We start from the raw sequence: 18,305 nt of genomic DNA, 5'->3' as shown, positions 1-18,305 counted from the left end.
CGACATCGCGCGCATGGTTGCGGACGCGCTGCGCAAATCCTAGGCACGCTGCATGATCGCCCATATCGAACCCTTTCACGCCATCGCCATCAGCCGGGAAGCGCATCGCCTCGCGAGCGAGGGCCGCTCCATCCTGCACATGGAGTTCGGCCAGCCGTCGACCGGCGCGCCCGCCGCTGCCATCGCCGCCGCGCATCATGTGCTGGACCATGACCCGATGGGCTATTGGGAAAGCCCGCTGCTGAAAGAGCGGATCGCCCGCCATTATGCCGGGCGGCATGGCGTGACGGTCGATCCCGAGCGGATATTCCTGACCTGCGGCGCGTCCCCCGCGCTGGTGCTGGCGCTGTCGAGCCTGTTCGCGCCGGGTGCGCGGGTGGCGACGGCGCGGCCGGGCTATGTCGCCTATCGCAACACGTTGAAGGCGCTGTATCTGGAGCCGGTGGAAATCGCCTGTGGCGCGGCCGAACGCTATCAGATCGGCGCGGCGGCGCTCGACGCGCTGGAGCCTGCGCCCGATGGCCTGATCCTCGCCAGCCCGGCCAATCCCACGGGCACGATCATCCCGGCCGACGAACTGGCGGCGATCGCGCGGGTATGCGCGGCGAACGGCGTGCGGATCATTTCCGACGAAATCTATCACGGCCTGTCCTATGGCGAGCCGGCGCGGTCGATGCTGGAATTCGCGCCGAACGCCGTGATCGTCAACAGCTTCTCCAAATATTTCAGCATGGCGGGCTGGCGGCTGGGGTGGCTGATCGTGCCGCCGGACCTGATCGATGCGGCGCGGGCGCGGATGGGCAATCTGTTCCTGACACCGCCCTCGCTCGCCCAGCATGCGGGGCTGGCCGCGTTCGATTGCGGCGAGGAGCTGGAGGGGCATGTCGCGACCTACAGGCGGAACCGCGCGCTGCTGCTCGACGCGCTGCCCGCCATGGGACTAGCCCGCATCGCGCCGCCCGATGGCGCTTTCTACATCTATGCCGATGTCGGCCATCTGACGGACGACAGCCTGAATTTCTGCCAGCGCCTGTTGCGCGAGACCGGCGTCGCGACCGCGCCCGGCGTGGATTTCGATCCGGTGGACGGGCGGCGCTTCATCCGGTTCAGCTTCGCCGTATCGACCGACCGGGTCGAGGATGCGATCGCGCGGATGACGCCGTGGTTCCGGGCGCAGGGGGGTGGCGCGGGTTCATGAATCCTCGCGCTGGTGCTCGTGCATCAGCCGCTTGACCCACGGCGCGACGGCCATGATCGCGACGCCGATGCCGACCGACCACCAGCCGATCGTGCCATAAACGGCCAGCATCCCGTCGCGCGAGGCCACGCCCTTGTCACCTCCCGTCGCCGCAGCGATCAGCCCGGCGGCATATTCGCCGAGCGCCATCGCCAGGAACCAGGTGCCCATCATCAGGCCGATCATCCGTGCGGGGGCAAGCTTGCTGGTGGCGGACAGGCCGACCGGGGACAGGCAAAGCTCGCCGATCGTGTGGCAGAGATAGAGCAGGAAGAGGACCAGCACCGGCGTCAGCGCGCCCGAACCGCCAGCGCCCGCGACCAGCACGAGGAAGCCCGCGCCCACCAGCGCGATGGCGATGCCGAACTTGGCGGGCGTCGACGGCTCCCGCCCGCGCCGGGCCAGCCACAGCCACAACGCCGCGATGACCGGCCCGAACAGCAATATGTAAAAGGCGTTGATCGACTGAAACACCGAGGCTGGCACGTCCAGGCCGAAGATATGCCGGTCGGTATAGCGATCGGTGAACAGGTTGAGCGAAGATCCGGTCTGTTCGTACAGGCCCCAGAAGATCGGGTTGACGACCAGCAGGAACAGCAGCGCCAGCATCCGGTCGCGGCCCACTGGCTGCATCCGGCTCGCTTCCCACAATATATATCCGATCATGATGACGCTCGCCGCGCCGAGCATCCAGCCGACTATGCCGTGATGCTGGATCAGCAGCCAGCACAGCAGGATCGCGGCGAGGCTGGAGAGATAGACGAGCCATTCGCGGCTGACGAGGCCGCCGACGCGATGGGCCAGCAGGGCCGGATCGCGCGGTTCGCCCGCGCCCCTGAGCAGCGAGCGGCACAGGGCGAAGCCTATGACGCCCGCGATCATGCCCACCGCCGCCGCGCCGAAGCCCCAGTGCCAGCCCCATGTCTGGCCGAGATAGCCGCAGATGATCGGGCCGATGGCGCCGCCGACATTAATGCCCATGTAGAAGATCGTATAGGCCGGGTCGCGGCGCATATCGTCGCGCGGATAAAGCTGCCCCACCAGCGCCGACACGCTCGATTTAAGGAAGCCGGTGCCGACGATCACCGTCGACAGGCCGAGCCAGAACAGGCCGAGTCCCGCCGGATCGGCGGCGCCGTCGCCCTCCAGCCCGAGCAGGATATGGCCGATGGCGATCACGATCCCGCCGAACAGCACCGCCTTGCGCTGGCCGAGATAGCGGTCGGCGAGATAGCCGCCCATCAGCGGCGAGATATAGATGAGCGACATATAGGCGCCGTAGGAATAGCTCGCGTCGCGATCGGAAAAGAGGAAATGCTGCGTCAGGTAGAAGATCAGCAGCGCGCGCATCCCGTAGAAGGAAAACCGCTCCCACATCTCCACGAAGAACAGCAGGAACAGGCCGCGCGGATGGCCGATCCAGGTCGGGCCGTCCTGCGGTTCGGTCGTGAGGGTGGTCGCCATATGTCGATGTCTCTCCGGGCGCGGACGGACAGAGTAGAGCGCCAATGGCGATGCTGTCAAAAGCCCGCCTTGCCCTTGCGTCGGATGCCGCTTCGCGCCATCTGGGGGCGATGTTCAACGATCTTTCCAGTCCGCTCTCGCTGCTGTCCACGCGCCGGTCGGGCAAGCCGCGCGACCTGATCGCGCCCGGTCCCGATGACGCGCAGTTGCGGCAGATCGTGGCGGTCGCCAGCCGCACGCCGGACCATGGCAAGCTCGCCCCGTGGCGCTTCGTCATCGTGCCGCCGGACAAGCGGGCCGCGCTCGCCGCGTTGCTGGAATCCGCCTATCGCGCGGAAAAGCCCGATGCGGGTCGGCTGGAGATCGAATCGATGCACCAGTTCGCGCATCAGGCCCCGGCGCTGATCGTCGCGCTGTCCGCGCCGGTCGCGGGCAGCAGCATTCCGCTGTGGGAGCAGGAATTGTCCGCGGGTGCCGCGATCATGAACCTGCTGCACGCGACCCATGCGATCGGCTTTGCGGGCGGATGGCTGACGGGGTGGCCCAGCTATAATGAGAGCGTGCGCGCGGCCTTCTGCCAGCCCGGCCAGAAGATCGCCGGTTTCATCTTCATCGGCACGCCGGGGCGCGAACTGGACGAACGGCCTCGCCCCGATCTCGACGCGGTCCTGTCGACGTGGGAAGGCTGACGGCTGTTTCCGTTAGGGCAGCCTCGCTTGACTGCGTGGCTGTATTATGGCAGTCATGCACCTATGGTCGATGAGTCCAAGCCAGTCTATCTTCGCCTGCGGGAAGTCATCGCCGCCTCTATATTGGATGGCGATTTTCATGACGGCGATCTTCTGCCTTCGGTGCGCGCCTTTGCCGCCCAGCAGGGCGCGAACCCGCTGACCGTCGCCAAAGCCTATCAGAGTTTTCAGGATGATGGGCTGGTGGTCGTGCGGCGCGGCGTCGGTATGTTCGTGGCGGACGGCGCGACCCGCCGGCTGAGAGAGGTGGAGCGAAGCCGCTTTTTCGATAGCGTCTGGCCTCCGGTCGCGGCGCAGATGCGACGTCTCGGCATCCGTATCGAGGATGTCGATCTCCAGAAGGCGTAACGTAAGGCGCTACAGCGCGGCGAGCGCGTCCACTGCCTGCTGCCGCTCGGCAAAGCCCCTGACCGCGACCGCGCGACCCAGCGCCGCTCGTGCGTCGTCCTTGCGCCCGGCGGCGGCATAAGCCTGCCCAAGATGCAATTGCAGGACCGGATGCCCCGGCGCCAGCATCGTCGCCTTTTCGAGCAGGTCGATGGCCGCTGGCCCGCGCGCGCCGGTTTTGAACAGGGTCCAGCCATAGATGTCGGCCGTCACCGGACTGGCGGGCATCAGGCGATAGGCATAGGCGGCGTAGGCGCGCGCCGCCCTGTTGTCGCCGCCCTCCAGCGCCGCCCTGGCGAGATCCGTCATCAGCGTCGCGTCATTGCCGCCCGACTGCGCGCGGACTGCTTCCAGCATGCGCCGCGCGTCGCGCCATTGTCCCGCCGCCAGATAGGCGGCACCGGCGAGCCGCTGCGCCTCGACATCGGCGGGGTTCTGCGAAAGGTAGAGCCGCAGCACCTGCCCCGCGCGCGCGGGATCACCCGCCCGCTGCCATGCCGCCACCAGCCGCAAGGCGACCTCGCGCGAAAAGCGGATATTGGCGGCGGCTTCATAGGCGCGGGTCGCATCCCGCACCGCGCCATCGGCACCCAGCGCGTCGCCCAATATGGTCCATGCTTCCGGCACGCCCGGATTGGCGCGGCTGAGCAGGCGGGCACGCTCGACCGCCTCGGCGGAGCGGCCGGTGCTCAGCAGCGCACGGATGTAGGGGATGTTGTCGCGCGCCGTCGCGACGTTTGCGGGCGGCCGATCCGCCAGTGCGCCGTCATTGGGTGACGCAAAGGGCGCGGCGGCCGCGCGATCGGGCCAGGCGGCGCGCGCCAGCATATCTTCCGCCATCGCCCGGTTGCCCAGCGCTTCCTGCGCCCGCGCGGCGAGCGTCAGCACATAGGGGTCGGCGTCGCGCTGCGCCACCAGCGGGGCGAGCGTCGTTGCGGCCGAAGCATAATCGCCATTCTGGAAAAAGGCGCGGGCCAGCAGCGATCGCGCGGTCCGGTTATCGGGCTGCTGTGCGAGCAGCATCGCGAAATTGTCGGTCGCGAGCACGGCGTTTCCCGCCGCCATATGCAGCACGCCCCGCAGCAGCATCGTCGCCGGGTCGCCATCCAGCCGCCCATTGGTCCGGGCCAGCAGCGACCGCGCGAGATCGTCATTACCGGCCCGCGCGGCCATGACCGCCTGCATGAACCAGGCGCGGGCGTTGGCGGGATCGAGCGCGAGGATGCGGCGCGTGACGCTCAGCATCCGCCCCGCCTCCCCCGCATCGGCAAGGGTTGCGGCATATTCGGTCAGGGTCGAGACGGAATCCGGATTGGCGGCAGCCGCCCGTTCGAACCATGGCAGCGCGGCGGTCAGCCCATATTGGCCGCGGGTCAGTTCCGCGCGCAGGGTCAGCGCCTTGTCGTTCGCGGGGGCCAGAGCCACGGCCCGGTCGGCGGCGACGATCGCCCCCGCCTGATCGCCGATGGCGATGCGGTAGCGGCCGATATCCACCCAGTTTTCGGGATCGGCCGGCGATAGTGTCAGCGCCCGTCCGAACGCGGCGATGGCCGCTGCGGCCTCGCCCCGCGCCAGCCTTGCCCGCCCGATGACGCGCGCCATCGTCGCCGCGTCGGGTGGCGGAATATCCTTCGCGCTCGCCTGTCGCAGCGCCCCGTCATGATCGCCCTGCAAAAGCAGCGCCTGCGCCAGCAGCGGCCGGGTGGCGGCGACAGGCGCGCCCAGTTGCCGCGCCCGCTCGATCGCCGCCTGCGCGCCAGCCCCATCGCCCAGGGCGACCAGCGCCTGTGCCTGCGCCGTGCGCGCCGCCGCCGACCGGGAATCGGCCTTGATCGCGTTCATCAGTTCGACCCGCGCGGTGCGCGCATCTCCCTTCGCCAGCGCCGCCTCGCCGCGCGCGAGGGCCGAACGGCCATTGCTTTCCCCCGCGCGCCATTGCCACAGCATCGCGCAAGCAAGGGCGAACAGGGCCAGTCCGACAAGCAGGACGAGACGGCTGCGCTTCATCGGTCAGACCTGCATTTCGTAATTTTTGAGGAGGTCGTACAGCGTCGGGCGGCTGATCCCCAATATCTTCGCCGCGCCGGAGATATTTCCGCCCGTCCGCGCGATCGCCCGGCGGATGGCGCGGCGATCGGCCATTTCGCGCGCGGCCTTGAGGTTGATGATCTCCCCCCCTTCGCCCCGTTCGCCATCCAGATCGAGATCGGCGGCGGTCACATTCTTGCCGTCCGCCATGATGATCGCGCGCTTCATGCGGTTTTCCAGTTCGCGCACATTGCCGGGCCAGTGCCACGCGTCGAGCGCGGCCAGCGCATCGGGGGCCAGCCCCCTGACCTGCGGGTTCATATCGCGCGCGAACCGCGTCAGGAAATGCCGCGCCAGCAGCGCGGGGTCGCCCGGACGATCCTTGAGCGCGGGGATATGCACCATGATTTCGGCAAGGCGATAATAAAGATCCTCGCGAAAGGTGCCCGCCGCGATCATGGCTTCGAGATTCTGGTGGGTCGCGCAGACGATCCGCGTGTCGACCGCGATCGACTGGCGTCCGCCGATCCGCTCGATCACCCGCTCCTGAAGAAAGCGCAGCAGTTTCACCTGAAGCGCGAGCGGAATATCGCCGACCTCGTCCAGAAACAGCGTGCCGCCCTGCGCCAGCTCGATCTTTCCCGGCGTCGTCTTGATCGCGCCGGTGAAGGCACCTTTCTCATGTCCGAACAGTTCGGATTCGAGCAGGGTTTCGGGGATTGCCGCGCAGTTGATCGCCACGAACGCGCCGTCGCGCCGGGGACTGGAATCATGCACGCCAAAGGCCAGCAATTCCTTGCCGGTGCCGCTCGCGCCCAGCAGCAATACGGAGACGTTGGTGCTCGCCACGCGCTCGATCGTGCGGGCGACCTTCATCATTTCGGGCGCGCCGGTTATGAGGCGACCCAGCACCCGGCCATCCTGCGGCGCGGCGTCGGCCAGCCGCTCATTTTCGCGTTCCAGCGCGTGGACGTGGAAGGCGCGACGAACGATCAGCCCCAGCTCGTCGATGTCGACCGGCTTCTGATAAAAATCATAGGCGCCGCCGGAAATCGCGTCGAGCGCGCTTTCGCGGGCGCCATGACCCGACGCCACGATCACCTTCGTATCGGGCTTAATGCGCAGGATGTCGGCCAGCGTCGCAAAGCCCTCGCTCGTCCCGTCGGGATCGGGCGGCAGGCCCAGATCGAGCGTCACCACATCGGGCGTTTCGGCGCGCAACAGCTCGATCGCCTCCTCGCGATCCCCCGCGATGAAAAGCTGATAATCCTCATAGGCCCAGCGCAATTGCCGCTGAAGTCCCGGATCATCCTCGACGATCAGCAATTTGGGGCGCGTGTCGCTCATCAGGCGGCCTTTCCTTTGCTGTCGGGCAGGGCGCTTTGCGGCGCGAGCGGCAGGCGCAGGGTGAAGCGGCTGCCCACGCCCGGCATGCTTTCGACCTCGATCCCGCCGCCCATCGCCTGCGCGAGCGAACGCGCTTCGAACGCGCCGACGCCAAAGCCGCCGGCCTTGCTGGACGAAAAGGGTTTGAACAGATCGCGGCGGATAAATTCGGCGGTCATGCCGCGCCCGCGATCGATGATGTGGACCAGCGCCTGTTCGCCCTCGCCCGCCAGCCGCATTTCGACGGGCTGACCGGGCGCGCTCGCGTCGATCGCATTCTGGACGAGGTGCGTGAGGATCTGTTCGACCCGTGCGGGATCGCCCAGGGCGGCGGGCACTTCTCCCGTCACGCGCACGACATGCTGGCGTGCTTTGGCGCGGGCGACATGCTGCGCCATGTCGTGCAGCGACATCGGGCGCGGCTCTTCCGCGCGCGCCTTATTATGCTGCGACAGGCGGGCGAGCATGTCGTTCATCTTGCCGACCGACTCCCTGAGCGTCAGCAGCATGTCGGCGCGGAAATCGGGATTGTCGGCATGGCGCTGCGCGTTGCGGGCGAGCAGGGACAACTGGCTGACCAGATTTTTGACGTCATGGATGATGAAGGCGAAGCGGCGGTTGAACTCCTCGAAACGCTGGGCGTCGTCCAGCGCCTGCTGGCCCTGCGCCTCGCTGATATAGCTGGCGGCCTGCCGTCCGGCGGCGCGCAGCATGTCGAAATCCTCCCAGTCGAGCCGGCGATCGACCAGCGGACGCGCCAGCAGGATCGCACCGATCAGCTTGCCGAAATGAACCAGCGGGACCAGCGCCCAGGCGCGCGGATCGGCGGTGATCCATTCGGGCAGGCGGATCGTCGCCCCGCCGCCACCGGGCCGGTCGATATCGATGATCCAGCCATGCTGTTCCAGCAAGGCGGTCTGGCTTGCCGGCAAAACCGCCGATCCGGGCAGGTCCCCCCGCCAGTTCCAGTGCGTCTCGAAACCCAGACCGCCGCCTTCGTCCCGCAACAGCAAGATCGCGGCCGGGGAATCGGTAATGTCAGCCACCGCCTTGGCGACGCGCTCACCCAGCGCGGACGCCGAGTCGCCCGGCCGCCCGATGGTTTCGCCAAAGCGCATCCATTCCGTGCGATAATCATAGCGATGCTGGAAAAAATGCTTGGCGACCTGCACTTTCCACAGGGCGCGCATTCGGGCGGAGGGCAGAAAGACCAGCGCGATCACCGCCATCAGGAACACGCTGCCGATCTCGATCATGCGCGCATAAGGACCGGCGATCATTTCGACCAGCAGCGCCGCCGCCAGCAGCACGGCGACATAAAGCGCCAGCGCCGCCAGCGACAGCGACTGGAATGTCAGCTTGCGCGAAAGCTGCAACCGGCCCGCCCTGTCCTTGCGCAAGCCCACCGCGATCGCGGGCGCGACCAGCGCCATCAGCAAGCCGCGCAGCGCATAAAGTTCGGTCGCCTGATGAGGCGCGAAATAGCCGACCGCGTAGAGGCAGAGATCATAGGTCCACATCGTCGCCAGCGCGCCCAGCAAAAGCGCCACTCGCCCCCGATCGCGCGAGGGCCAGACCGTGTAGATATGGTGGAGGGCGAAAAGGCAGCCGATCGCGGTCATCATGTGCAAGGTGAGCGACGTCACCACCAGCGCGCGATGCAACTCGCCGTCGGGCGAAAGCTGTCGCCCGATAAGGTCGGCGAATGTCTGGAGCAGCAGCAATCCGACCACCGCCGCATAGACTGCGCCAATGGCCGCGATCCGCCCGCTCCGTCCCGCCGGGCCGCGCCGCAGCATCATGAAGATCAGCAGGACCCAGGCGGCGTTGCGGACACTTTCGCCAAGGCCCGACAAAGGCTTTGCCACGCCGCCGAACGATACGGACAGCGCCCAGCAGGACGTCAGCAGCAGCGCTGCGGACAGGAGGCGCGATTCCGCCCCCTCGTCGCGTCGTCGCAGCATGAAGATGCCCAGCGCCGCGAACAGCACCGCCGCCAGCGCATGGCCCCAATCGCCGACAAATTGCAGCAGAGCGCCCATCGCGTCAGCGCCTCACCGCGCCCCGTCGGGCCACAGGATGACGCGCACCGTCTGGATCAGGATCAGCAGATCGAGGAACGGCGTGTAATTTTTCGCGTAATAAAGGTCATATTCCAGCTTGTGCCGGCTGTCCTCGATCGACGCGCCATAGGGATAGTTGATCTGCGCCCAGCCGGTGATGCCGGGCTTCACCATATGCCGTTCGGCATAATAGCGCAGATGCTGCTCCAGATCCTCGACGAACTGGCGGCGTTCCGGGCGCGGACCGACGAAGCTCATCTGCCCTTTCAGCACCGTCCATGTCTGCGGCAGTTCGTCGATGCGCAGCTTGCGCAGCCACCAGCCGAGCCGGGTGATGCGCGGGTCTTCCTTTTCCGCCCACACCGCCTTGCCCGCGACTTCGGCGTCCTGCCGCATCGTGCGCAGCTTCACGATCCAGAATTCCTCGCCGAACAGGCCGACGCGCTGCTGGCGGTAAAAGGCCGGGCCTTTGCTGTCGAGTTTCACCAGAATCGCCGCGAGCAGGATCACCGGGCCGGTCAGCGCCAGCAGGATCGAACTGGCGATGATGTCGAAAATCCGCTTGGCGATGCTCGACAGGCGACGACCGGCGGAAAAGCCGTCGGAAAAGATCAGCCAGCTCGGATTGACGCTGTCGAGGTCGACGCGACCGGTCTCTCGTTCAAGGAAGGTCGACAGGTCGTTGACATGAACGCCGGTCGTCTTGATGCGCAGCAGGTCCGCCATGGGGATGGCGTTGCGCCGTTCCTCCAGCGCCAGCACCACTTCGCTGGCGTTCAGCCGGACCACGAAATCGGAGAGATTGTAGATCGCGCTGCGGTTGATCGATTCCGCCACCACCTGCGGCCCGTCATTCATCGCGATATAGCCCACGACAAGGAAACCCGCGCCGCGCTTATGCTCCAGTTCGCGAATGCGGTTGGCCCGGTTTCCCGCGCCCAGCACGACCAGCCGCCGCTTGAACGCCTCGCCGCCCAGCATCGAGCCGAGCAGCAGCCGCAGCGCCAGCAGCAGGCCGATCGCCAGCCCCATCGCGTACAATGAATTGGATCGCCACAGCGTCATGCCGGGCGCGAGGAAATACATGAGCGACAGGAAGATGACGCCGAGCGAAATCGCGACCAGCAGCCGCGCGAGGGCAAAGCGGATCGACTGCAACGATTCGGTGCCATAGACGCCCACCGCGATCATCGCCGTCTGGATCGCGATCGCGAAGCTTAGCAGCGGGCCGATCCGCGACATGATATAATCAACGTTCATGCCGATCTGGCGCGCGCGCAAGATCCAGCCGCCCTCGGCCGCGCACAGCAGCAGGACGAAGTCCAGCAACCCGAGCAGCAGCACGGCATGCGGCACATAATGTTTGAACAGCCTTATCATCGTTCCGCGTTCGTCCCGCTGGCCGCGCTCCGTGCGCCGGGCCTTGTCGCCGGACTCGCCTTACACCGTGTGTAAGCAAATCCGACAGGGACAGGACAGTGCCGGAAAATGGCAAAGAAAGTCTGAAGAGGCCGCGAAACGAGGCATTTCAGCCGATCGGCGCATCCCGCCATTCGCCCGGCGCGATGCCATCAAGGCTCCAGTCGCCGATGCGCCATCGCACCAGCCGCAATGTCGGATAACCGGCAGCCGCCGTCATGCGCCGCACCTGACGATTGCGCCCCTCCCGGATGGTCAGCCGCAGCCATGTGTCGGGCACGCTCTTGCGAAAGCGCACCGGCGGGTCACGCGGCCACAGGTCGGGCGCGTTGATCCGTTCGACCTCGGCCGGCAGCGTCATGCCATCCTTCAGCCGGACACCGCGCCGCAGCGGTTCGAGGTCGGCGTCCTGTGGGTCGCCTTCCACCTGAACGAGATAGGTTTTCGGCGTCTTGAATCGCGGCTCGGCGATCCGCGCCTGAAGCCGCCCGTCGTCGGTCAGGAGCAGCAGTCCCTCGCTATCGGTGTCGAGGCGACCGGCGGGATAGACATGCGGCACCGCCACGAAGTCCGCCAGCGTCGGTCGCGGCGGCCCTGCCCGCTCGTCGGTGAACTGGCACAGGACGCCATAGGGTTTGTTGAGCAGGATCAGTCGCGACATAAGCGTTCTCCTCCGTGACGAACGCAACTCATGCCTCGTCATCCAGCGCGATACTGCCCTGATCGATCAGCGTCACGATCAACGCCAGCGATTCCTGCTCTGCGGAATCGACGACAAAACATTCCTGTTCGCACAGCCGTTCCGCCAGCAACGCGACTGCGCCCGTGCAATCGAAACATTCGCCGTCCGCGAACAGCATCAGATGATCGCCATCCTGCCGATAAAAGGAAAAGCGGCTGGCGGGATTGCGGCGAAGCGGCACGCCATCGGCCAATGCGCGGCGCACATGCGCCGGATCGGCCGGCTCCTCCGGCGTCCAGTCGAGATCGGGATATTTGGACGCGCTGTTATAGCAGCCGAACCAGCGGGCGAAGCCTTCACGGTCCTGAAGGGCGTCCGTCACCATCGCGTGGAGCCGGTCCATAGCGGCGGCCGAAATTTCGCCTGCGCTGTCCTGAAGCTGCAAATCCGGGTCGGCATAATGCTCATCCCCTTGTGCTTCGTCCACAAGCGCGGCGCTCCACCCTTCGATCAGGTCGCCACGCGAGGGCGCGCGGAAGCCGACCGAATAGGTCATGCAATCATCGCCGATCGCCACGCCGTCATGCGCGATGCCTGGCGGCACATAGAGGATATCGCCGGGTTCGAGAATCCAGTCGTCGGTCGCCTCGAAATGCGCCAGCAGCCGGACATCGTCATTGGGCATCAGCGCCGTGGTGGCGTCACAAGCGCCGCCGAGCCGCCAGCGCCGCCGCCCCGCGCCCTGGATCAGAAATACGTCATACTGGTCGAAATGCGGCCCGACCCCGCCGCCGTCCACGGCGTAGCTCACCATCACATCATCGATGCGCCAGTTGGGGATGAAGCGGAACGGCGCGATCAGCGCGGCGACATCGGGAACATGCTGGTCGACGGCCTGCACGAGCAGGGTCCACGGGCTTTTGCCGGGACGTTGCAACCGGCTTTCGGCAAAGGGACCATGTTCCACCGTCCATCGGTCCCGCTTCCGGGTGATGATCCGCGCCTCCACCCCCTCTTCGCAGGCGAGACCGGCAAGGTCGTCCGGCTCGATGGGATTGGTCCATTCCCGCCAGGGATTGCGGATCAGCAGCGGCTTTTTCTGCCAGTGATCGCGCAGGAAGGCGTCGATATCGAAATTGTGCAATTGCATGGCCACCGCAGCGCCATGCTGATTTCCGGCGCGCCTGTCAAAGCGTAGCGCGCCATCCTCTTTCCCGACTATTTATCTTTGCGCAGGGAATGGGCGGCATTTTTAGCCGCATCGCCAACCGACCGGGCGGCATCATCGAGCGATCCCGCAGCCTGTGTTACGGTGTCGGCGGGACGATCATCGTCACGATCCCCGGTCAGGTAGAAAAATCCGACCGCCAGCACCAGGGCCAGCGCGATGATCGCAAAAATGATCGCGCTGCCGGCCTGACGGTTCACCACAGGAATGTCGGGTGGCTGCCGCTCCCGAAGCCAATCCTCGCGCATGATCCATCTCCTCCGATCTTTCCAACGGTCAAAGGAGATAGAACGTTCCTTGGCTGTCAATCACCGCCCGACGCCCGTCCCCGGCTCAGCCGGTCGACATCGTCCATGATCTCGTCCAGAACGGCCGTGTCAGTCGTCGGCTGGGTACGGCGAGACGGCAATTCGCCATTTTCGAGGATATGTTCCAGCGCTGCCCGGCCGCGCGCCACGCGGCTTTTGATCGTGCCGACCGCGACGCCACAAATTTCCGCCGCTTCCTCATAAGCGAAACCGCCCGCCCCCACGAGGATCAGCGCTTCACGCTGTGGCTGGGGAAGTTGGAGCAGCGCGCGTTGCATGTCGGAAAGCTCGACATGCTTGTCCTGCCCGGCCGGGGCCGCGAGAAGCCGGTCCGCCGTCAGATCGTCCCATTCACCCCGGAAGCGCGACCGGCGCATTTGCGACAGATAATGGTTGCGCAGGATGATGAAGGTCCAGGCGCGCATGTTCGTCCCGGCCTGAAAGCGCGCGCGGGCCGCCCAGGCCTTGAGCAATGTTTCCTGCACCAGATCGTCGGCGAGATCGCGGCTGCCCGACAGCGAGCGGCCAAAGGCGCGCAGATGCGGGATGACGGCCGCCAGTTCATGCTTGAACTCGGAATCCGACAGCGCCTCGCGCTGTTCGTACGGTACGGTTTCTTCATCCATCGGATTTGCCCCCGCCGTCGCCATTGTCCTTGCCGCCCGCACCGAAGTCGTCAAAGCCATAAATGCATCCGCATCCTATAATGTTTATCGCCAAGGACCAATCACCGATGCCGATCAGCGCCACACCGCGAACAGCATGGCTATGATGGCAAGCGTCAGTGAAATGCCGAGTACATAGCGTACGATATGCGGCGTCGATCCGGCCCGAGCTTTATCGGTGGCGATATGCTGTTCCTGGTCGGCCATGACTTGTCTCCCGATCGTTACGGTTGACAAACGCAAGGCCGCGCCGGGGGTTCCGCATTATTGTCGGCATCGATCACCCACTCAGACGGGCGCGGTCGCCTCATCGAAGAACAGCGCCTGCGAAATGGCGGCCTTGACCGTCGACCGCTGGAACGGCTTGGTGATGAGGAATGTCGGCTCGGGCCGTTCGCCGGTCAGTAGCCGTTCGGGGAAGGCGGTGATGAAGATCACGGGCACCGAATATTCCGCGAGAATATCCTTCACCGCGTCGATGCCGCTCGAATCATCGGCAAGCTGGATATCCGCCAGCACCAGCCCCGGACGCTCCGCCATCGCTTCGCGCACGGCATCCTCGCGCGTCACCGCGATGGCGGTGACGTCATGGCCAAGATCCCGCACGATCGTTTCGATATCCATCGCGATGATCGGTTCATCCTCGATAATCAGCACCTTGGCGCGGGTTTGCGCCTCGATCTCGAGCAGCGCCTCGTTCACCAGAGAGTCCACCTCGCCCGGTTCAAGTCCGATCAGATAGCCCACATCCTCGATCGTAAAACCTTCCAGCGCGGTCAGCAACAGCGCCTGCCGTGGCAAGGGGGTGAGCCGCGCCAGACGCGCCTGCGCGATCGCTTCCTGCCCGCCATGATCGTCGAACAGCGGCGCGTCATCGATGTGGGACGACGACCAGATGGCATGGAAAATCTTGTATAGCCCCAGACGCGCATCGACATCGGCGGGAAATTCATCGGGCGCGGCGACGATCGCTTCCAGCGTCGCACGGACATAGGCATCGCCATGGGACTGGCTGCCCGTCAGCGCACGGGCATAGCGCCGCAAAAAGGGCAGATGGGGGTGCAATTGCTGTCCAAGCGACATCGTCAAATCTACTCCCTGGCCTGCTGAAAGGCCGTTGAAAATCAATAGGCCGGCTTCGTGACGAAGATGGATCGACGATGCCCCCGTGGCAAGCCCCCACCCCCATTCATGCCCAAACAGCCGGAGGCACAAAAAATGCTTGAAGAGAGGAACCAACGATCAAAAGATTTGTTTCACAGCCGTTCGGTTTTTTGGAAATTTCACTGGGCGTCATTTTCTGTTCATAACAGACATAATTGACGTTCCTCGTTCAAAAGACGAAAGACGCAGTTATGCGACCCATGGGCTTTAGAGGGGCTGGTTTTGGTTTCTTCGAAAACGCGACCGGAATTGACGGGAGGGGACGATCATGTCGATGCGAACGTCCCTGACAGTGGCTTGAAAACCGCCATGTCCACGCGCAGGAAACGCGCGGCGCCGGCGGCTTCCAAGGATGACGGTCACGTCGCCCAAGCGCTGCGCACGGTCTATCAGCGCGCGGTGGCAGAGGATATCCCCTCCGAGATGCTTGATCTTCTCAGCAAGCTGGACTGACCCCCGTCATGGTCGGGGGCCGCCATAGTTCGGCAGCCCAGGCGGGGCAGCCTCGATCGCTTGTCGAAACTCTGAATCTGTTGTTCCGCTCCACTGGCGTCAAGATGTTCCTCATCCTGACGCTGGCCCTGCTGCCATTGGGGCTGATCGCGCTCATCGCGTCGCTACAGGCGATCCGAACCGCCGATCTCGAAAAGGAGGCGCTGCTGCGCGTCGCCGTGACGCAAAGCGCCCGCAAGCTGACCGCCGACATCGCGTCGGACCGCAGCGCGCTCGGGATCACCGCGAACGAGATCGCTGCCGGAACCGCCGACCCTGGCATCTGCAACCGCCTCAGCCGGTTTCTCTCCTCGCGCGATCGCGAGGGCGGGCGGTTCTATATTTACGGTAAGGACGGGCGGCGTCGGTGCGGTTCTCCCACTGCCGAACCGGCAGGCATCGGCCCGTCAGCACGGTTTTCCGACGCCACCGCCGAACTTTTGCCCGCAGCCGGCTTTCTGGTCAGCCGCGTCACGAGCCGCGACGGCGCTATCGTCGCGCTGAACTATTATTCGCGCGTGCATCTCGAAAGCGTCGCCGACCCGACCACGGCCTTGCAGAACCGCCAGCTATCGCTGCGCCAGGACGACAAGCATATGGCCATCAGCCGGCCGGCTACGCTTGTCGAAGGTAACAGCACCAGCCTGTCGGCCCGACTCGACCCGCCCGACATATTGCTGACCATGACGATCCGCGATCCGCCCGCGACTCTCGCGCGACTGCTCTCGCTGTTCCTGCCGCTCGTCATGTGGTTCGCCGCCGCCGCGATCGGCTGGTTCGTCGTCAATCGGTTGCTGATCCAGCCGCTGGTGGCGCTGCGTCGCACCGTGGCCGCCTATCACCCCGGCGAAGTGCTCGAACCGCTGCGCCGGATAAGGACTCCCGCGCTGGAGATCGCGGCGCTGGGCGACACCTTCCGCGAAATCAGCGAGGATGTCGCCACCCATGAGGCGGAGATGGCCGCCGCGCTCGACACCCAGCGCAAGCTGACCCGCGAAGTCCATCATCGCGTCAAGAACAACCTCCAGATCATCGCCAGCCTCATCAACCTCCATGCGCGATCGGCGCATGAGGCGGAGGCGGTGGAGGCTTATGCGTCGATCCAGCGCCGCGTCGACGCCCTGTCCGTGGTTCACCGCAATCATTTCGCCGAACTGGAGGAAAATCGCGGCGTCGGCGTGCGCCCGTTGATCAGCGAATTGTCCGCCAGCCTTCGCAGCACGGCGCCCGCGCAGGCGCGCCGTTTCGGCATTCAGCTCGATTGCGACGATCTGCATATCAGCCAGGATGTCGCCGTGCCGGTCGCCTTCCTGCTAACCGAGCTGGTCGAGCTGGCGATGCTGTCCGATCCGCACGCATCGATGCGAATTTCCGCCCATCGCGTACCGGAGGTGGCCGACCGTGCCCTGCTGCGCGTCACGTCCGGCGCGCTGCGCGCATCGGACGACATGGCCGCGCATCTTCAGGATCGCTATGGCCGGGTCCTGACCGGACTTTCACGCCAGTTGCGCGCGCCGCTCGATCATGATGCGGAAATCGGCGATTACAGCATCATGATAACGGTGGTTGCTTAAGCTGATTACTTAGGCTCGCTGGTAATCGCGCCGGAAATCGGCGGCAAAGCCTGCGAAGCGCTGCTCGGCGATGCTGGCGCGGATGGCTTGCATCAGATCCTGGTAAAAATGGATATTATGCTGCGTCATCAGCATCGCGCCGAGCATTTCGCCCGCCTTCACCAGATGATGCAGATAGGCCCGGCCCCATGTCGTGCACACCGGACAGCCGCAGCGCGGGTCGATCGGTCCCTGATCTTCCGCGAACCGGGCATTGCGGATGTTGAGCGGCCCGCCCCAGGTAAAGGCCTGGCCATTGCGCCCCGATCGGGTCGGCAGCACGCAATCGAACATGTCGATGCCGCGCTCTACCGCGCCGACGATATCGTCGGGCTTGCCCACGCCCATCAGATAGCGGGGGCGATCCGCAGGCAGCATGTCCGGCGCGAAATCGAGCGTCGCGAACATCGCCTCCTGCCCCTCGCCCACCGCAAGGCCACCCACGGCATAGCCGTCGAACCCGGTTTCGATCAGCCGTTGCGCCGATTCTCGTCGCAATGCTTCATCCAGCGATCCCTGCTGGATGCCGAACAAAGCCGCCCGATCCGCATGGTCGCCGCCCGCGTCAAAGGCGTCGCGCGAGCGTTTGGCCCAGCGCATCGATCGTTCCATCGAACGGCCAGCCTCCTCGTGAGTGCAGCCATTTTTGGTGCATTCGTCGAACGCCATGACGATGTCGCTGTCGAGCAACCGCTGGATTTCCATCGATCGCTCCGGGCTGAGCATATGCTTGGACCCGTCGATATGGCTGGAAAAGGCGACACCCTGCTCACTGATCTTCGTCAGCGCTGACAGGCTCATCACCTGATAGCCGCCACTGTCGGTCAGGATCGGCCGGTCCCACGCCATGAAGCCATGCAGGCCGCCCAGTCGGGCCATCCGCTCCGCGCCCGGCCGCAACATCAGATGATAGGTGTTGCCCAGAATGATATCGGCACCCGCCGCGCGCACTTCGGCCGGGCGCATCGCCTTGACCGTCGCGGCGGTGCCGACCGGCATGAAGGCAGGCGTGCGGATTTCGCCCCGGCGCATGGCAATGGCGCCGGTGCGGGCCTTGCCGTCCGTCGCGGCGATGGAAAAGGAAAAGCGTGGCCCGGTCACGCGCGCGCTCTAGGATCGAAAAGCCCGCGGCACAAGCGCCCCGGTGCGGGACGCGCCCGGTGTCAGCCGAATTTGCGCACGCCCTCGAACAAGGTCGTGGCATCGATGCAGAAGCCATCGACGCGCCGGTAACGGCCGACAAAACGCAGGCAATCCGCGGACATGCTGAGGGGCCAGATGCCCCCGTCGGCGGTCTGGAGCGAGAGAGTGACTCTTTTCGGGTCGGATCGATATGCGTGCATGGCACCAAAGGTAATTAATAAAGGTTAACAAAGCCCTGCGGCGGAACCTTAAATCACGACCGAAAGTATGTTTTGTT

17 protein-coding genes are annotated in these 18,305 nt (G+C 65.4%); 5 read left to right on the top strand and 12 right to left on the bottom strand.

All coding sequences use genetic code 11. The annotated features are described in order from the left end of the window. Window positions 1–52 precede the first annotated feature (52 nt). Window positions 53–1,198, top strand: a complete 1,146-nt coding sequence (locus ACODSN_RS00645; protein ID WP_489052318.1) for a pyridoxal phosphate-dependent aminotransferase — start codon at window positions 53–55, stop codon at window positions 1,196–1,198. On the opposite strand, the gene ACODSN_RS00640 is transcribed toward ACODSN_RS00645, so the two are convergent. Further along, window positions 1,193–2,701: a peptide MFS transporter gene (locus tag ACODSN_RS00640; protein ID WP_489052316.1), complete on the bottom strand. Its 1,509-nt coding sequence runs from the start codon at window positions 2,699–2,701 to the stop codon at window positions 1,193–1,195. The genes ACODSN_RS00645 and ACODSN_RS00640 overlap by 6 nt on opposite strands. A 110-nt stretch (window positions 2,702–2,811) precedes the next feature. On the opposite strand from ACODSN_RS00640, the gene ACODSN_RS00635 reads away from it, so the two are divergent. Beyond that, on the top strand, window positions 2,812–3,390 hold the full coding sequence (locus ACODSN_RS00635; RefSeq protein WP_489052608.1) for a nitroreductase family protein: 579 nt from the start codon (window positions 2,812–2,814) through the stop codon (window positions 3,388–3,390). Between the two features lie 63 nt (window positions 3,391–3,453). Next, window positions 3,454–3,798, top strand: coding sequence for a GntR family transcriptional regulator (locus ACODSN_RS00630; RefSeq protein WP_489052606.1), 345 nt, complete (start codon window positions 3,454–3,456; stop codon window positions 3,796–3,798). 9 nt (window positions 3,799–3,807) lie between these two features. Here the strand turns inward: ACODSN_RS00630 and ACODSN_RS00625 are convergent, their stop codons facing one another. The 10 genes from ACODSN_RS00625 to ACODSN_RS00580 form a co-directional block, all read right to left on the bottom strand. Continuing rightward, entirely contained in the window at window positions 3,808–5,844 is a 2,037-nt protein-coding gene (locus ACODSN_RS00625) for a tetratricopeptide repeat protein (RefSeq protein ID WP_489052315.1), read from the bottom strand. A 3-nt stretch (window positions 5,845–5,847) separates the two neighbouring features. Then, window positions 5,848–7,212, bottom strand: a complete 1,365-nt coding sequence (gene prsR / locus ACODSN_RS00620; RefSeq protein ID WP_489052313.1) for a PEP-CTERM-box response regulator transcription factor — start codon at window positions 7,210–7,212, stop codon at window positions 5,848–5,850. Then, complete coding sequence (gene prsK / locus ACODSN_RS00615; RefSeq protein WP_489052312.1) at window positions 7,212–9,293, bottom strand: XrtA/PEP-CTERM system histidine kinase PrsK; 2,082 nt, start codon at window positions 9,291–9,293, stop codon at window positions 7,212–7,214. Before prsK ends, prsR begins: the two co-directional genes overlap by 1 nt. A 12-nt stretch (window positions 9,294–9,305) precedes the next feature. Beyond that, window positions 9,306–10,694: a TIGR03013 family XrtA/PEP-CTERM system glycosyltransferase gene (locus ACODSN_RS00610; RefSeq protein ID WP_489052311.1), complete on the bottom strand. Its 1,389-nt coding sequence runs from the start codon at window positions 10,692–10,694 to the stop codon at window positions 9,306–9,308. A gap of 148 nt (window positions 10,695–10,842) precedes the next feature. After that, complete coding sequence (locus tag ACODSN_RS00605; RefSeq protein ID WP_489052309.1) at window positions 10,843–11,394, bottom strand: pseudouridine synthase; 552 nt, start codon at window positions 11,392–11,394, stop codon at window positions 10,843–10,845. A gap of 28 nt (window positions 11,395–11,422) precedes the next feature. Continuing rightward, entirely contained in the window at window positions 11,423–12,565 is a 1,143-nt protein-coding gene (locus ACODSN_RS00600; protein ID WP_489052604.1) for a JmjC domain-containing protein, read from the bottom strand. Between the two features lie 68 nt (window positions 12,566–12,633). Continuing rightward, entirely contained in the window at window positions 12,634–12,891 is a 258-nt protein-coding gene (locus tag ACODSN_RS00595) for a hypothetical protein (RefSeq protein ID WP_489052308.1), read from the bottom strand. 56 nt (window positions 12,892–12,947) lie between these two features. Then, entirely contained in the window at window positions 12,948–13,601 is a 654-nt protein-coding gene (locus ACODSN_RS00590) for a sigma-70 family RNA polymerase sigma factor (RefSeq protein ID WP_489052602.1), read from the bottom strand. Between the two features lie 90 nt (window positions 13,602–13,691). After that, on the bottom strand, window positions 13,692–13,823 hold the full coding sequence (locus ACODSN_RS00585; RefSeq protein ID WP_489052306.1) for a hypothetical protein: 132 nt from the start codon (window positions 13,821–13,823) through the stop codon (window positions 13,692–13,694). Window positions 13,824–13,904: 81 nt separating this feature from the next. After that, window positions 13,905–14,699 carry a response regulator gene (locus tag ACODSN_RS00580; RefSeq protein ID WP_489052600.1) on the bottom strand — a complete coding sequence of 265 codons (795 nt, stop codon included), beginning with the start codon at window positions 14,697–14,699 and terminating at the stop codon, window positions 13,905–13,907. 378 nt (window positions 14,700–15,077) lie between these two features. On the opposite strand from ACODSN_RS00580, the gene ACODSN_RS00575 reads away from it, so the two are divergent. Both ACODSN_RS00575 and ACODSN_RS00570 read left to right on the top strand, forming a co-directional pair. Further along, window positions 15,078–15,233, top strand: coding sequence for a NepR family anti-sigma factor (locus ACODSN_RS00575; RefSeq protein WP_489052304.1), 156 nt, complete (start codon window positions 15,078–15,080; stop codon window positions 15,231–15,233). 104 nt (window positions 15,234–15,337) lie between these two features. Beyond that, entirely contained in the window at window positions 15,338–16,846 is a 1,509-nt protein-coding gene (locus ACODSN_RS00570) for a sensor histidine kinase (RefSeq protein ID WP_489052302.1), read from the top strand. Between the two features lie 9 nt (window positions 16,847–16,855). Here ACODSN_RS00570 and tgt read toward each other — a convergent pair whose 3' ends face one another. Then, window positions 16,856–17,986 (bottom strand): tRNA guanosine(34) transglycosylase Tgt, encoded by a 1,131-nt coding sequence (gene tgt, locus ACODSN_RS00565; protein WP_489052300.1) that lies wholly within the window; start codon window positions 17,984–17,986, stop codon window positions 16,856–16,858. Window positions 17,987–18,305: the final 319 nt, after the last annotated feature.

Source organism: Sphingobium sp. FG11 (assembly GCF_057809915.1).
Note: the sequence above shows the minus strand (reverse complement) of the source record. Positions and strands in the feature narration are given on the sequence as shown.

What these genes read in the sequence shown, in the direction of transcription:
- ACODSN_RS00645 (WP_489052318.1), top strand. Translation starts at nt 53, where the DNA reads ATGATCGCCCATATCGAACCCTTTCACGCCATCGCCATCAGCCGGGAA.
- ACODSN_RS00640 (WP_489052316.1), bottom strand. Translation starts at nt 2,701, where the DNA reads ATGGCGACCACCCTCACGACCGAACCGCAGGACGGCCCGACCTGGATC.
- ACODSN_RS00635 (WP_489052608.1), top strand. Translation starts at nt 2,812, where the DNA reads ATGTTCAACGATCTTTCCAGTCCGCTCTCGCTGCTGTCCACGCGCCGG.
- ACODSN_RS00630 (WP_489052606.1), top strand. Translation starts at nt 3,454, where the DNA reads ATGGTCGATGAGTCCAAGCCAGTCTATCTTCGCCTGCGGGAAGTCATC.
- ACODSN_RS00625 (WP_489052315.1), bottom strand. Translation starts at nt 5,844, where the DNA reads ATGAAGCGCAGCCGTCTCGTCCTGCTTGTCGGACTGGCCCTGTTCGCC.
- prsR (WP_489052313.1), bottom strand. Translation starts at nt 7,212, where the DNA reads ATGAGCGACACGCGCCCCAAATTGCTGATCGTCGAGGATGATCCGGGA.
- prsK (WP_489052312.1), bottom strand. Translation starts at nt 9,293, where the DNA reads ATGGGCGCTCTGCTGCAATTTGTCGGCGATTGGGGCCATGCGCTGGCG.
- ACODSN_RS00610 (WP_489052311.1), bottom strand. Translation starts at nt 10,694, where the DNA reads ATGATAAGGCTGTTCAAACATTATGTGCCGCATGCCGTGCTGCTGCTC.
- ACODSN_RS00605 (WP_489052309.1), bottom strand. Translation starts at nt 11,394, where the DNA reads ATGTCGCGACTGATCCTGCTCAACAAACCCTATGGCGTCCTGTGCCAG.
- ACODSN_RS00600 (WP_489052604.1), bottom strand. Translation starts at nt 12,565, where the DNA reads ATGCAATTGCACAATTTCGATATCGACGCCTTCCTGCGCGATCACTGG.
- ACODSN_RS00595 (WP_489052308.1), bottom strand. Translation starts at nt 12,891, where the DNA reads ATGCGCGAGGATTGGCTTCGGGAGCGGCAGCCACCCGACATTCCTGTG.
- ACODSN_RS00590 (WP_489052602.1), bottom strand. Translation starts at nt 13,601, where the DNA reads ATGGCGACGGCGGGGGCAAATCCGATGGATGAAGAAACCGTACCGTAC.
- ACODSN_RS00585 (WP_489052306.1), bottom strand. Translation starts at nt 13,823, where the DNA reads ATGGCCGACCAGGAACAGCATATCGCCACCGATAAAGCTCGGGCCGGA.
- ACODSN_RS00580 (WP_489052600.1), bottom strand. Translation starts at nt 14,699, where the DNA reads ATGTCGCTTGGACAGCAATTGCACCCCCATCTGCCCTTTTTGCGGCGC.
- ACODSN_RS00570 (WP_489052302.1), top strand. Translation starts at nt 15,338, where the DNA reads ATGTTCCTCATCCTGACGCTGGCCCTGCTGCCATTGGGGCTGATCGCG.